Annotated in this window: 14 protein-coding genes; all 14 read left to right on the top strand. The window is 39.6% G+C overall.

Annotated elements, in window-relative coordinates:
* Complete coding sequence (gene fabF, locus M1F25_RS12800) at window positions 1–1,251, top strand: beta-ketoacyl-ACP synthase II (RefSeq protein ID WP_071585850.1); 1,251 nt, start codon at window positions 1–3, stop codon at window positions 1,249–1,251.
* A gap of 150 nt (window positions 1,252–1,401) precedes the next feature.
* Window positions 1,402–2,232 carry an aminodeoxychorismate lyase gene (gene pabC / locus M1F25_RS12795; protein ID WP_181488080.1) on the top strand — a complete coding sequence of 277 codons (831 nt, stop codon included), beginning with the start codon at window positions 1,402–1,404 and terminating at the stop codon, window positions 2,230–2,232.
* A 52-nt stretch (window positions 2,233–2,284) separates the two neighbouring features.
* A complete protein-coding gene (gene mltG / locus M1F25_RS12790) occupies window positions 2,285–3,307 on the top strand; it encodes an endolytic transglycosylase MltG (protein ID WP_181488078.1) in 1,023 nt (340 codons plus the stop codon).
* A gap of 5 nt (window positions 3,308–3,312) precedes the next feature.
* Window positions 3,313–3,942 carry a dTMP kinase gene (gene tmk / locus M1F25_RS12785; protein ID WP_164565242.1) on the top strand — a complete coding sequence of 210 codons (630 nt, stop codon included), beginning with the start codon at window positions 3,313–3,315 and terminating at the stop codon, window positions 3,940–3,942.
* Window positions 3,943–3,966: 24 nt separating this feature from the next.
* Window positions 3,967–4,959: a DNA polymerase III subunit delta' gene (gene holB, locus M1F25_RS12780; protein ID WP_172767062.1), complete on the top strand. Its 993-nt coding sequence runs from the start codon at window positions 3,967–3,969 to the stop codon at window positions 4,957–4,959.
* 12 nt (window positions 4,960–4,971) lie between these two features.
* Window positions 4,972–5,763, top strand: a complete 792-nt coding sequence (locus M1F25_RS12775) for a metal-dependent hydrolase (RefSeq protein ID WP_004253269.1) — start codon at window positions 4,972–4,974, stop codon at window positions 5,761–5,763.
* 40 nt (window positions 5,764–5,803) lie between these two features.
* Window positions 5,804–6,154: a purine nucleoside phosphoramidase gene (hinT, locus tag M1F25_RS12770; RefSeq protein ID WP_036957623.1), complete on the top strand. Its 351-nt coding sequence runs from the start codon at window positions 5,804–5,806 to the stop codon at window positions 6,152–6,154.
* Between the two features lie 13 nt (window positions 6,155–6,167).
* Window positions 6,168–6,560 carry a YcfL family protein gene (locus M1F25_RS12765; RefSeq protein WP_181488076.1) on the top strand — a complete coding sequence of 131 codons (393 nt, stop codon included), beginning with the start codon at window positions 6,168–6,170 and terminating at the stop codon, window positions 6,558–6,560.
* Between the two features lie 2 nt (window positions 6,561–6,562).
* A complete protein-coding gene (lpoB, locus tag M1F25_RS12760; protein ID WP_181488074.1) occupies window positions 6,563–7,141 on the top strand; it encodes a penicillin-binding protein activator LpoB in 579 nt (192 codons plus the stop codon).
* Window positions 7,134–8,006, top strand: a complete 873-nt coding sequence (locus M1F25_RS12755; protein ID WP_181488072.1) for a phosphotransferase — start codon at window positions 7,134–7,136, stop codon at window positions 8,004–8,006. Before lpoB ends, M1F25_RS12755 begins: the two co-directional genes overlap by 8 nt.
* A gap of 64 nt (window positions 8,007–8,070) precedes the next feature.
* Window positions 8,071–9,090 (top strand): beta-N-acetylhexosaminidase, encoded by a 1,020-nt coding sequence (nagZ, locus tag M1F25_RS12750; protein ID WP_094960434.1) that lies wholly within the window; start codon window positions 8,071–8,073, stop codon window positions 9,088–9,090.
* Window positions 9,091–10,518: 1,428 nt separating this feature from the next.
* Window positions 10,519–11,871, top strand: coding sequence for an OprD family outer membrane porin (locus M1F25_RS12745; RefSeq protein WP_181488070.1), 1,353 nt, complete (start codon window positions 10,519–10,521; stop codon window positions 11,869–11,871).
* 35 nt (window positions 11,872–11,906) lie between these two features.
* Complete coding sequence (locus M1F25_RS12740; protein WP_094960435.1) at window positions 11,907–13,526, top strand: bifunctional metallophosphatase/5'-nucleotidase; 1,620 nt, start codon at window positions 11,907–11,909, stop codon at window positions 13,524–13,526.
* A gap of 413 nt (window positions 13,527–13,939) precedes the next feature.
* Window positions 13,940–15,244 carry an NAD(P)/FAD-dependent oxidoreductase gene (locus tag M1F25_RS12735; RefSeq protein ID WP_181488068.1) on the top strand — a complete coding sequence of 435 codons (1,305 nt, stop codon included), beginning with the start codon at window positions 13,940–13,942 and terminating at the stop codon, window positions 15,242–15,244.
* Window positions 15,245–15,581: the final 337 nt, after the last annotated feature.

Genomic DNA, 15,581 nt, shown 5'->3' with positions numbered 1-15,581 from the left:
GTGTCTAAGCGTCGTGTAGTCGTAACCGGACTGGGCATGTTATCTCCTGTCGGCAACACAGTTGAGTCATCATGGAAAGCTGTTTGTGACGGACAGAGTGGTATCAGCCTAATCGATCATTTTGATACTACTAACCACGCAACTAAATTTGCTGGCTTAGTAAAAGATTTCAATTACGAAGAATTTGGCATCTCTCGTAAAGATGCAAAGAAAATGGATCCATTCATCCAATATGGTATCGCTGCTGGCTTTCAAGCCTTTAAAGATGCTGGATTGGAAGTAACAGAAGCCAATGCTACTCGAATTGGTGCAGCGATTGGTTCTGGTATTGGTGGGTTAGGCTTAATTCAGGACAACTGTGAGTCATTACTGCACGGTGGGCCTCGTAAGGTAAGTCCATTCTTCGTACCATCGACCATCATTAATATGGTGGCTGGTCATTTAAGCATTATGTACGGTTTCCGTGGTCCAAGTATTTCAATTGCAACTGCCTGTACATCAGGTGTGCATAATATTGGTCATGCAGCTCGTATGATTGCTTACGGTGACGCGGATGTAATGGTTGCAGGCGGCGCTGAAAAAGCAACGACACCACTTGGTGTGGCTGGTTTCGGTGCAGCGCGTGCATTATCGACTCGCAACGATGACCCGCAAGCGGCAAGTCGCCCATGGGATAAAGACCGTGATGGTTTTGTTCTGGGAGATGGCGCAGGTATCATTATTCTTGAAGAATATGAACATGCGAAAGCACGCGGTGCAAAAATTTATGCTGAAATTGCAGGTTTTGGGATGAGCAGTGATGCTTACCATATGACATCACCACCTGAAAATGGTGCGGGTGCAGCACTTGCAATGGAAAATGCACTAAATGACGCAGGAATCAAAGCGAGTGACGTGGGGTATATCAATGCTCACGGTACTTCAACTCCTGCAGGCGATTTAGCAGAAGCGCAAGCAGTCGTTAATGTATTTGGTGAGGGCACAGATGTATTAGTCAGCTCAACTAAATCAATGACTGGGCACTTACTTGGTGCTGCAGGTGCTATTGAGTCAATCTTCACTATTTTGGCATTGTGCGATCAAATTGTTCCACCAACCATTAATCTGGATAACCCAGATGAAGCGTGCAAACTGGATTTTGTTCCAGGTGAAGCACGTAAAGTGGATAACATGGAGTATGCTCTGTGTAACTCGTTTGGTTTTGGTGGCACCAACGGTTCATTAATTTTCCGTCGTTATCACGGCGAATAATTAATCTATTACCGTTAGTCATTAGCCCTAGTCACGTATTGTGGCTGGGGCTTTATTTTGCCCAGTTCTTTGCACAGTTCTTCGCTTTAGTTTATGATAATCCCACTTGATTACTGTCTGATTTATCAGCTTTTATTATAAGTATTATCAATGTCATATTGGGTTAATGGGCAGCTTTGCCAGCAAATAAGTGTTACTGATCGCGCAGTCTCTTTTGGGGACGGCTGCTTTACGACCATACATGGCGTTAATCAGCAAGCTAAAATGTTAAATGAGCATATTGTTCGGTTAAAGCACGATAGCCAAAGATTGAAAATTGCTCAGCCAGATTGGGAAAGGTTGGCAGAGCATCTAAAGCAGGTTTGTGCAGAACAGACTCAAGACGAATTTGTGGTCAAAGTGATTATTAGTCGCGGTGCTGGTGGTAGAGGATATAGCTCTAAAGGTTTTACCTCGCCGTCGGTGATAGTCAGCGTTTCTCCCTTCCCGAATAATTATGTCCAATTACAGTGCAAAGGGGCTAACCTCGTTCTCAGCCAAACTCCATTGGCTCGTAACCCATTGCTAGCAGGGATGAAACACCTCAACCGCTTAGAACAAGTCCTTATTAAGCAAGAGGTTGATGAACTTAATGCAGATGAAGCTATTGTGCTAGACACCGACGGTATTATTGTTGAATGCTGTAGTGCTAATGTTTTCTGGCGAATTGGTCAAACAGTGTATACCCCAGTTTTATCTCATAGTGGTGTGAATGGATTAATGAGACAAAAGATAATATCACTGTTACAAGATAGCCAGTACCATCTTCAACAGGTGGAACGCTTTGCTAACGTCTTAACTCATTGTGATGAAGTGGTTATTTGTAATGCGCTGATGCCAGTTTTACCGGTACAAAGTATTCAAATGGATAAACAACTTCCACCATTACAATTTGCGTCTCGTGAGCTGTTTGAGTATCTATTTTTGCGTTGCAAAATTTAGTTTTTATAAATGAATTAATTATTACCAATACACGCATTGAAATGGTCAATAAATGAAATTAGCCAAAAAAATCATTCTAATCGCCGTTACCCTGGCTGCTATTGTCGCAGCCGCGGTCTATTGGCAATATCGTCAAGTATTGGACTATGCCAAAACGCCAATTAACATCACACAAGAAAAAATTTTTACGGTACCAGCAGGAACTGGGCGTGTCGCATTTGAAGGGTTACTTATAGAAGATAACATTCTTGAAAAAGGGAATGAATTTCAATGGTTACTCAAACTACGGCCTGAACTGGCTCAGCTAAAAGCAGGAACTTACCGCCTGCAACCGGGTCTGAATGTGGAACAACTACTACAATTAATTGTAAGTGGTAAAGAAGCACAATTTTCGATCCGTTTTATTGAAGGTAACCGTTTAAGTGATTGGGGTAATATTTTACGTGATGCTCCTTACTTAGAGCATAAAACTACCAACTTAACCCCGACAGAACTGCATGCCTTGATTGGGTTTAACGGAGAAGGGACTTTAGAAGGGTGGCTATATCCTGATACCTATTTATACACAGCGGGGACAACAGACGCTGAAATTTTAAAACGTGCTTATAAACGTATGCAAAACAGCCTTGATGAAGAGTGGAAAGGGCGTGATAGGGATTTACCCTATAAGAATGCCTATGAAATGCTTATTATGGCTTCGATTATTGAAAAAGAAACTGGTATTGATAGTGAAAGAGCCCAGGTTGCATCCGTATTTGTTAACCGCTTAAAGAAAAATATGCGTCTACAAACCGACCCAACCGTCATCTATGGGTTAGGTGAAAAGTATCGTGGTAAAATTTATCGTAGTGATTTAGATAATTACACACCATACAATACTTATAAGATTGATGGTTTGCCACCAACACCGATTGCAATGCCGAGCCTTGCATCGTTAAAGGCTGCCGCACATCCGGCTAAAACGGATTACATATTTTTTGTCGCAGATGGTAAAGGTGGGCATACTTTTAGTCGTAATCTAAACGACCACAATCGTGCCGTTAAAGTTTACCGCCAATTTGAACAGCAAAACTGATAAAAATGAAAAACCAATTTATTGTTATTGAAGGGCTCGAAGGAGCTGGTAAAACAACTGCAATCAATACGGTTGTGGAAACGTTGAACCAAGCAGGGGTCACAGATATTGTTTTTACTCGAGAGCCTGGTGGAACGCCATTGGCAGAGAAACTCCGTGAGCTGATAAAGCAAGGTATTGCAGGTGATAAAGTCACGGATAAGGCTGAATTGCTGATGTTATATGCAGCCCGTGTACAACTGGTTGATACAGTGATCCAACCTGCATTAGCGGCTGGCAAATGGGTGGTCGGTGACCGTCATGATTTATCTTCCCAAGCGTATCAGGGGGGTGGACGTGAAATTGATCGTCATTTGATGCAATCATTACGTGACTTAGTGTTGGGCGATTTCAAACCTTCATTAACCTTATACCTTGATTTACCTCCTGAATTAGGTTTACAACGTGCAAGGTCACGGGGTGAGTTAGATAGAATTGAAAAAGAATCGTTAGCCTTTTTCGAAAGAACACGCAGCCGTTATCTTGAGCTGGCCGCGGGTGATGAAACGATACTCACTATTGATGCAAGCCAAAATATTGAGCAAGTACAGCAAGATATTCGCCAAACGCTGACACAGTGGTTAGCGCGTGCTTGATAAACCACATAAGGTATTAATCCCATGAATTGGTATCCTTGGTTAAATGAACCTTACCGACAAATCATTACTGCGTACCAAAGCGGTCGAGGCCACCACGCGTTACTGCTTCACTCAATACCGGGAAATGGGGCACAAGCACTATGCTATGGAATTAGTCGTTGGCTTATTTGCCAAGAAAGAGACGGGCTAAAAAGCTGTGGGCAATGCCATAGCTGTCGTTTGATGCTCGCTGGTAATCATCCTGACTATCATATTATTGAAGTAGAAAAAGGGAAGTCTACTGTTAGTGTTGATGCGGTTAGAAAATTGATTGAAACCTTGAGTCGCCATGCTCAACAAGGCGGCAACAAAGTGGTGTATATTCCACAGGTTGAAGCATTGACAGATGCAGCAGCCAATGCGTTATTGAAAACATTGGAAGAGCCGGCAAAGGACACTTACTTTTTACTTGGAAGTGATAAACAAGAGAATTTGCTTGCGACCATTCGCAGCCGTTGCCTGAGTCATTTCTTACCTGCTCCCGATCCACAAATAGCACTCTACTGGCTGCAAAAGCAAAAGCCGGATATTGCTGTTGAAAATGCGATAACGGCATTAAAAATATGCCAAGGTGCGCCACTTTCTGCGCTAGCCTTATTGGATGAACAACGCTGGCAAAAACGTAATGCACTATGCCATAGTTTAGGTCATGCATTGCAAACGGGGGATATGTTGAGTTTGCTGCCTAGTTTGAATATTGATGAAGCGCCTGATGCCTTAAATTGGCTACTTAGCTTATTGGCGGATGCTATTAAAATTCAACAAGGGGCTGGGGTTTTTTGCATCAACCAAGATCAGCAATCTCAAGTTCTGCAATTAGCTGGTGCTATGAATCGAACACAGTTAATAAATATGTATGATAAGTGGTTATATTGCCGCCATCAATTACTGACAGTTCCTGCACTGAATCAGGAACTGATTCTGACAAATCAATTATTACAATGGGAAGCTTCGTTGTCTCTCCCTACATTTTAAAAAGAGTTAAATATGTTTGTTGTTGATTCACACTGTCATCTCGACTGTTTAGATTATGAAAAATTACATACGAATGTCGACGATGTTATCGCAAAGGCTTCGGCCCGTGATGTCCGCTTCATGTTAGCTGTTGCTACAACGTTGCACGGTTTTGAAAGCATGAAAAAAATGATTGGTATGCGTGACAATATTGCTTTTTCATGTGGTATTCATCCTCTCAATTTAGACGAAGGATATGATTTCGCACGACTAGCACAATTAGCAGCAGGAAATGAGGTTGTTGCGCTAGGAGAAACTGGGCTGGATTACTATTATCAGCAAGAAAATGCCGCGTTGCAGCAAGAGTCTTTTCGTCAGCACATTCGCATAGGTCGTGAAGTCAATAAACCCGTTATTGTGCATACTCGTGCGGCACGAGAAGACACCTTATCTATTCTACGCGAAGAGAACGTGATGGACTGTGGCGGGGTATTACACTGCTTTACTGAAGATAAAGATACGGCTGTTGAACTACTCGATTTAGGTATGTATATCTCATTTTCAGGGATCGTCACATTTCGTAACGCAGAGCAAATTAGAGAAGCCGCCCGTGTTGTTCCTTTAGACCGAATTTTAGTCGAAACTGACTCGCCATATTTGGCTCCTGTTCCTCATCGTGGCAGGGAAAACCAACCCGCGTACGTCCGGGATGTTATTGAGTATATGGCGGTGCTAAAGGGGGTTAGTGTTGAGCAACTCGCTGAAATTACGACACAAAACTTCAATCGTTTGTTTCATTTAAATGTTGGCACAAATAACGTATAAATTAGTTCACTAGAACGATTAAATGACTAAGGAAATTGAAATGGCAGAAGAAACGATTTTCAGTAAAATTATCCGTCGCGAGATCCCAGCAGACGTGGTTTACCAAGATGAACTTGTCACTGCATTTCGTGACATTTCGCCACAAGCACCTTCTCATATTCTTATTATTCCTAATAAATTAATTCCGACTGTTAATGATGTTACTGTGGATGACGAACTTGCTTTAGGCCGTTTGTTTACTGTTGCAGCGAAAATAGCCAAAGAAGAAGGTATTGCAGAGAATGGCTACCGTTTAATCATGAACTGTAATGAACATTCAGGGCAAGAAGTGTTTCATATCCACATGCATCTAGTGGGTGGTCGCCCATTAGGGCCGCTATTGGCGAAATAATAAGGGATCGGCAATGAACCGTATTGCATTACTTGCTTTGGTAACTGTGTTGCTAAGTGGTTGCATATTTAAGAAAACACAAGGGCTGGTTTTTAATGAGCAACAGCGCATCATTATGGAGCCCGCAGTACTTGCACAAGGGGTCATTGTCGAAAACCCAGTGATAGGTAGTGAAAATCATCAAACTATCGCTACTATTAACATGAGTAATTCACAGTCTAAAGTGGTGAATATTGCTTATCGTTTATACTGGTATGATAAGCAAGGGTTAAATGTAGAAACAACAAATACCTTGTATCAGCAAATCGCAGCAAATTCCGATGTGGAAGTTCGTGCCGTGACTGCTTCTCCACGTGCAACAAATGTACGTGTTCATGTATTTTTATCGCCAAAGGCCGGAGAATAATAATGAAACGCATCTTAATGGTTGCTGCCGCGACATTAATTTTGGCTGGGTGCCCTTCATATCCACCTCAACAACCAGGTACACAACCCCCTATTGTGCCAGTAGAGCCGGAGAAACAACCCGAAGTAACTCCGCCACCCGTCGATGTTGTTCCAACCCCACCAAAACAACAAACAACAGATTGGTCCGCTTCCATTACACCTTTAGTTAACCAAATGGTCAGTGCGGATGGGGTCGAAAACGGCAAAGTACTGTTAGTTGATTCAGTGAAAAATAACACGAATGGTTCAATACCGGTGCAAACTGTAACATCAGTTATGACAACAGCGGTTGAGAACACCAATCGCTTTAAAGTGGTTCCCGCCAGTGTGGTGAGTTCCGCACGTAAAACACTCGGTTTATCGCAAGAAGACAGCTTAGTCACCCGTAGCAAAGCGATAGGGCTAGGCCGCTATGTCCAAGCGGAGTATGTGATTTACAGCGTGATGTCAGGTTCAAATAAAGAAAGAAGCCTTGAAATGCAATTGATGGATGTGCAAACGGGTGAAATTGTTTGGACTGGAAAGCACAATATTGAGTAACCAGCAGTCACTTTTTCGACTGTTAGTGACACATTTTCCTACAATCTCTGTACGCGATTGGAAAATATCCTCACTAACAGGGCTGTCAGGTGGAAGTTATTTGCTGCAATGTTTTCTACCTGCTCGCGAAGTGAAGCTAATAGCGCGTGCTGATGGAAATGCGCAAACTGCTTTGTATGTTAACCGAAAGAAAGAAGCGCGGATATTGCAGCAATTACGCGCTTATTCATTTACACCTCAAGTGATTGGTCGGAATTCACAATGGTTATTATTAGGGTGGTGTGAAGGGCAACACCCTGATAATAATACTTTTTTGTTGCCCAGTTACCAGTGTGAGCTTGCAAATATAGTCACACAATTACATTGTGCTCCACTGCTGGGGTATCATTTACAACTCCGCAATGAAATATCTCATTACGGCTATTTAATTGATAAAAAACGGTTATCACCTCGCTGGAAAAAACTCCATCGCCATTTTACCTCTGCCTCTTTCCCAAAAATGCTGAAACTCGCGCCTGCCCATATGGATATTCATGCAAAGAATATTATATGCACATCAACAGGGCAGCTAATGCTATTGGATTGGGAGTATGCGGCAAATACAGATATCGCATTCTCTTTAGAAACCTATTTCCAATTTAATGGTCTGACAGACATTCAGCGAGATTTTTTCTTGACGCAATATTGTGATGTTCACGGTGCTTATCGAGACAAACAGCAATTGGCGAAAAGCTGTCAATCATGGGCACCTTGGGTAAAATATATGACATTAATGTGGTATGAAGTGCAGTGGAATAAAAGCCAGTCAATTGACTTTTTGGTACACTCACAATTATTACGGCAATATTTTGGTTTAATAGGTTGATAGCCAAAGGCTATCAGAAAACAGTATCGGATTAAGACAATTAGTTTAATAAGTGAGGCATGTTATGGGCCCTATAATGCTAGATGTTCAGGGTTATGAATTGGACAACGAAGAGCGCGAAATATTAGCTCACCCATCCGTGGGGGGGTTAATACTGTTTACCCGTAACTTTCATGACGCAGCCCAATTACGAGAGCTTGTCCGCCAAATTCGTGATGCATCAAGACACCGGTTGTTGATAGCTGTTGACCAAGAAGGTGGTCGAGTACAACGTTTCCGTGATGGTTTCACCGCATTGCCTTCTGCTCAGGCATTTGCAGCACTCAATAGTGAAATCGATGGTGCTAAACTCGCTGAAGAGGCGGGTTGGTTAATGGCATCAGAGATGATAGCCATGGATATTGATATTAGTTTTGCACCTGTTTTGGATCTTGGCCATCAAAGTATTGCGATAGGCGAACGCTCATTCCACGAAGACCCAGAAATTGCGATGGTCATGGCAGAACGTTTTATTAAAGGTATGCGCAGTGCGGGTATGAAAACGACAGGGAAACACTTTCCTGGTCATGGTGCAGTGAAAGCTGATTCACATAAAGAAACACCACGGGATGACCGCTCCTTGGAGAAAATTCGTGGTAAAGATATGTTGATTTTTAAAGACTTTATACAACGAGAGCTACTCGATGCAGTTATGCCTGCTCATGTTATTTATACCCAAGCTGATGATCGCCCTGCGAGCGGTTCACCATTTTGGTTAAAATCAGTATTGCGAGAGCAACTTGGTTTTCATGGTGTCATTTTCTCTGATGATTTATCGATGGAAGGCGCTGCGGTGATGGGAAGTTATCCTGAGAGAGCCCAAGCATCGTTGAATGCGGGATGCGACATGATTTTAGTCTGTAATAATCGTGAAGGTGCAGTCAGCGTCTTAGATAACTTACCGAAACAATATGATAGCCAAGCTTCTAAGCTATATCATAGCGGCCGACAATATAGTTTAACAGAGTTGCAAGCAGTTGAGCGTTGGAAAAATAGCCATCGTCAACTCGTTGATTTGCATGAGCGCTGGCAAGAACATCGCTAATAATTTCTAGTACATCTGAAAGGCCAGTAATTTATTACTGGCCTTTTTGCATAAGTACGCAAAAAAGACAAATTGCTTTGCATGAATAAAATAATAAAATTATGGCTTGTGGTAAAAGTTACCCGTAACGTTCTTGTTTTTTTAGAGTTAATCCCAATGTTCTTTTCGGCTATATTTGCTAGAAATGAACTAATACTTATTTCACTATTAAAAATAATTAGAAGGTTTTTATTAATCTCATTAGTATTATGTTTCATTTTTGAAAAAATAAAATAGAAGGTTTTTATTAATCTCTTTAGTATTATGTTTCATTTTTGAAAAAATAAAATAGAAATTTTGATTGTTTTATTTGTTGGTAATTACATTTTGAGTTTAATTGAAATAAATAACCATATATTTGCATTATGTCTGGTTTTTTATATGGTTAGAGTGCTGGGTATAGCTATGTTAATTTTAATAATGAAAGCAATCATCTTAAAAAGTTAAGATGATTTTAAATAAATGAAAAATAGAATGATTCAATCAGTGCTTAATAACTATTTGTGCCTATCATTTGCTCAAGTGTTACTTAATTTAAATTTGCCTACAGAGAATAATACTTTCTCTTATGAGGGGGATATAGAATGATCATGAGTAAATATACATCAACAAATACTACGCATTCATGTGAAGGTTTCTATTGGGTGAAGTTTTACACATATAGCCTATATGTATAAAGCTATTACAAATACCTATTTAAGTGGATGAGTTAACAAATAAATGAATTGCCGATGAAATTCTATTCAAAATAATGAGTTACATATTAAATTTACCTTAAAATAAAATGTGACATGCATCACTATTAAAAAGTAGCTTATTGCAACTTATGTGGCGTGTTGTGACAGCGATCGTTTTAATTGACATAAAATTACGATAGCATTCGTATTATGAAAGATTTATGACAATTTAGAGTGATAAGTAATCAATTAAAAAGATAGCAATTTAATGGTTGCATTTTAAGTTAAATATTCAAATTTATTTGAGATGATTATTTCTCAGGGATATTTTTTGCTCTAAAAAATTATATAGGAAATAAAGTGAAATTTTTTTCTTAATAAATAATACAGTGTTGATAAATACAGTGCCGTAGTGTGAGGTTTAAGCTAGATAAACACCAAATATGAGTAAGTGGCGCTATCGAATCAATAATGTATTTTTGAATTCTTATAAGGAATATTTCTATTCATAGTAATAAGTAAACACAAATACAGGAAAATACTGTATTGAATTTTATATTTAAAATGACTTATGTGTTTGAAATGGATGTATCTGTTTGTCTTTAGGTTAAATTGTTTTATTAAGCTAAAAATAAAAATGGTGTTTTGTTGTTCATGGAAACATGGCACAGCATAAAATTAATTCAAATAATCATTAACTAGGTTAATTCCAATGAAAGTTAAAAATATTGCGTTATTAATGCTTTCTCCTTGCTATTTAGCGGTAGCAATGGCAAATGCCAGCAACTGGGAAGATTCTATCAAGGAAAACTCATTCATTGCGGATTCGGAGCTAGAGCTGTCAACCCGCAACATGTGGAAATACTTAAAAACAGAAAACCGTTTTGATAAAAACGAAAACCGTTATCGAAAACAAGTTGCGAATGCTTGGGGACAAAACTTTCAAGCAGATTTCAAATCAGGTTATTTTGCTGATGTAATTGGCTTTGATGCCTCTTATTACGGCGGTATCAAACTGGGGGCAAGTAAAGACTTCGCCTCCCGTGCAATTTTATATAATGATGATGGTCATGCGAAAGGGTACAACAAAATTGGTCAACGTTATGCAAAAGTAAAATTGGACCTTGAGCCAGTAAAATTTAATGCGAAAGCAGGTTGGTTTACGCAGAAAAATACGGGTATTTTCACGAATTCACAGCGTTTATCATTGAACAGTTATAGCGGTTACTACACTAATACTGCGATCAGTGATTGGAGTTTGGATTTATTATATCTCGATAAGAAAGTCATGCGTCGCGATAGCCCAAATATTGATGCGATGTATTTCACTGATGCTAATGGTGTTCGACACAATGTTAATCATGTCATTACAGGTGGTATTAACTACAATACTAAACCATTGAAAGTATACTATTTCTATGGTCAAGCAGATGATTTATTCCGTCAGCAAGGTTTAGAAGCAAAATATAAACTGACTTCAGATGTGACACTCGGTACACAAATCTATAACCATGAATACGGTAGTGATGGTAAACGTACTGAAACCGATAAACAAAAAGGGAAGCGTAATTTTGACAAACGTGCATGGCACTACGCAGGAACGGCAGAATGGCGTATTCCTGAGTCACCTTGGACGTTAAGCACAGGTTTAACTCATACCCAAGCGAAAAAAGCGAATGGCGTAGGCCAGTTTGCGCGTAACCCAATTGGTAACACTCGTGGCCGTTTTAACTCACCAGCCTATGCAGATATCGACTACGTACGCGATGGTGAAACCATGGTTGCAATGGCAGCAGAGTATCGTATTAGTAAAGAACTCTCTGTTGGTGCGCGTACTAACTATTCAGAATTTAAATATGAAGGTGAAAGATTAAAACAAGGTCAATTCGGTCTATTCAGCTATTGGAAACCAACTGAAAACCTTTCTGTTTCGTTAAGTGGCGGTCTGGGTTGGCACCACCGTCAGGAGAACGACTACACGACGCCAAAATTATATGATGGTCACTCACGTCGTGCACACTCGTTATCTGGATCAATGACAACGACTTATCGTTTCAAAATGTAGTCGATAGTTGAAAAGGATTAAAAAAGGTAAAATAAATGAAACATAAAATTGGATTACTCACACTGCTCATTTCTGGTGCACTTTTAGCGGGTTGTGCTCCCAAAAATACAGATACCGTAAAAGTACAAGTCATTGGTATTAATGATTTCCATGGGGCTTTACAAGCCCCAGGTGATGGTAAATTAGGTGGTATTGAGTCAATTGCCACGCTGGTTAATCAATTAAGAGCGCAAAATGATAAAACTATCGTTGTTGGCGCGGGTGATTTAGTCGGGGCAAGCCCATTACTGTCATCGATGTTTTATGATGAACCTACCATTGAAGCCTTAAGTGCGATTGGTATGGAAACCAGTGCAGTTGGTAACCATGAGTTTGATAAAGGTAAAGAAGAGCTGCTGAGAAAACAAAACGGCGGCTGTCACCCAACAGCAGGTTGTGTGGGTAAAGATTCCTTTGATGGTGCTAATTTTAACTACTTAGCGGCCAACGTTATTGTGAAAGAAACAGGAGAAACTCTGTTCCCATCTTACTTTATTAAAGAGTTTGATGGCATTCCAATGGCATTTATTGGTTTAACGTTAGAAGGTACGCCAGCTATCGTGACACCAAGTGGAACCGCAGGGTTAGAATTCAAAAATGAAGTCGAAACTATTAATAACCAAGTGAAATTATTAAAAGCACAAGGTATTAACAGTATCGGTGTTCTGATCCATGAAGGTGCAACACAACAAGTTGATACCAAAGTTAAAGATATTAACCGTTGTGATAATATCAAAGGCCCAATCGTTGATATCGTTAAACAATTAGATGCGAATGTAGACTTTGTTGTCAGCGGTCATACACACCAAGCTTACAATTGTGAAATCAATGGGATGACAGTAATTTCAGCCCAGTCTAACGGGACTTTATTATCTCAATTGAATATTGAGATTGATAGAAATACGAAAGATATTGTTAGTATCAATGCAAAGAATATCCCTGTTGAAACGAGCCGTTATGAGAAAAACCCTGAGTTAACCACGTTCGTACAAAAATACGAAAAAATTGCCTTGCCTATTTCGCAACAAGTGATGGGCTCTTTAACAGCAAATGTGGATAAAAAATTATTGCCTGCAGGAGATTCAACTCTAGGTAAGATTATTGCTGATGGGCAATTATATGCAGCTTCCAGCAAAGAAGCGGGCGGTGCGCAAATTGCGTTTATGAACAGTGGCGGTATTCGTGCTGATATGAAAGCAGGGGAATTAACTTACGGTGATATTTTCACTGTCCAGCCATTCTCTAACGTGGTTGTTACGCAATCGCTAACAGGTGCACAAATTAAACAAGCGCTTGAGCAGCAGTGGGATCGTGCTCGTCCACAAGTTATGCCAGTTTCTAAAGGTTTTTACTACGAGTGGGATGACAGCCGCCCAGTGGGTGATAAAGTTATTCAAAAATCAATGAAATTAAACGGTAAGCCGTTAGACATGAATAAAAGCTATCGTGTTGCTGCGAATGAATTCTTAGCAACGGGTGGTAGCCGTTTCTCTGCCTTCAACCAAGGTAAAGACCGTGTTTATAGCCTGCCAGATAACGAAGCGTTAATGCAGTACTTTAAAGATAACTCACCAGTTTCCGTTCCAACGGATGTGCGTATCAAGAAAATTAAATAATAAAATTTAATATTCCATTAAAAACTCTGAGGGTGTTTATCATCCTCAGAGTTTTTTTTGTGCTTAATTTCCGGCATGGGGTAACGATGAGAAGGGGGGATTGATTGTGTTTACTAAATAAAAAATGATAAAGTAATAATTCTCATTATCATTATCATTTTGTGAATTTAAACAATTGATTGATATAACGGCTAAAAAGCTGACTCGATTCGTTTGGGGAAAAAAATGATTTGACGAATGTGATCGTAGTCATAATAATCAACTAAATTGATGTGAATCAATATTTGGTATTACCAATAGACCAGTCATGATATTCTAATAGGGTTAGTGTGAGTTGTGGCTAGTTATTGTTATATAAGGTTTTTTTATGAGAAACCTTAAATAACATTAATATATTTTGTTTCGAGGGATTTATGACCTTATCTCAACCCAAAATCATCGTTGTCGGCGGTGGGGCTGGTGGATTAGAACTGGCAACACGTTTAGGCCGTAAGTTAGGCCGTAAAAAACGCGCACAAATTACCTTGGTTGACCGCAACCCAAGCCATTTATGGAAACCACTATTACATGAAGTGGCGACAGGTTCGTTAGATGATGGCGTCGATGCGATAAGCTATTTGGCCCATGCTCGCCATAATGCATTTAATTTCCAATTAGGTTCACTCACGAATATTGACCGTGAAAATAAAAAAGTGGTTCTCGGTGAACTTTATGACAAACATGGTGAATTATTGGTCCCTTTGCGTGAACTAGAATACGATATTTTAGTGATGGCATTAGGCAGTACGTCGAATGATTTTGGTACACCAGGTGTTAAAGAACACTGCATTTTCTTAGATAACCCACACCAAGCGCACCGTTTTCACGACGAAATGCTAAATCTGTTTTTACGTTACTCAGTTCGTGATAACGCAGAAGAGAGCGTTAATATTGCCATTGTTGGTGGCGGTGCAACGGGCGTTGAGTTATCAGCGGAACTCTATAACGCAGTAGAGCAACTGACCAGTTATGGCTTTAAAGGGCTAGACACAGATGCATTGAATGTCACACTAGTTGAAGCGGGTGAACGTATCCTGCCGGCTTTACCGCCGAGAATTTCAAGTGCCGCACATCAAGAACTTAATAAACTCGGCGTGAATGTATTGACGAAAACTATGGTAACCAGTGCTGATGCAGATGGTTTGAATACGAAAGAAGATGGTAAAATTCATGCGGATCTCATGGTTTGGGCTGCAGGGATTAAAGCACCTGATTTCATGAAAGATATCGCTAGGTTAGAAACAAATCGTATCAACCAATTGGTGGTAAAACCAACGTTACAAACGTCTCGTGACGATATGATTTTTGCCATTGGCGATTGCGCTTCTTGCGCTAAGCCAGAAGGGGGATTTGTGCCACCAAGGGCTCAATCAGCTCACCAAATGGCCAGCCTTTGTTATGACAATATTGTCGCTTTAATGAAAGATAAACCTTTAAAAGAATATGTTTATAAAGACCATGGCTCATTAGTTTCACTGTCTCGCTTTAGTACAGTTGGCAGCTTGATGGGGAATTTAATGCGTGGGGATATGATGGTAGAAGGGCGTATCGCTCGTTTTGTGTATATTTCTTTATACCGTATGCACCAAATCGCATTACACGGTTACATTAAAACGGGGCTAATGATGCTTGTTGGCAGTATTAACAGAATTATTCGTCCAAAGTTAAAATTGCACTAGTCAACGACTAGCTACTTGTTTAATTTGGTTTTATTAGCACTATGCACCTGTATATTCGTATAACAGGTGCATTATTTTTTATTATTTATAATGATAAATAATAATGTTAAAAAATATATTAACTCAATCTGTCAAGGTTTATCTATGTTAAATATTGCGTAGAAAAACCATTTAGATCAAATTTAATAGGTTAATTATCGATTATATTGTCACTATTACTTATATAAATATATATTTTATTTTAATGAAACTTAAACCTAGAAATTAATATAAAATAAATGATCCGAATATTAACTTATCTTAAGTTATTAAATAATTAAGATGTAAATCCATTTAT

The organism is Providencia sp. PROV109, from assembly GCF_033681625.1.
Lineage (GTDB): Bacteria > Pseudomonadota > Gammaproteobacteria > Enterobacterales > Enterobacteriaceae > Providencia > Providencia hangzhouensis.
Note: the sequence above shows the minus strand (reverse complement) of the source record. Positions and strands in the feature narration are given on the sequence as shown.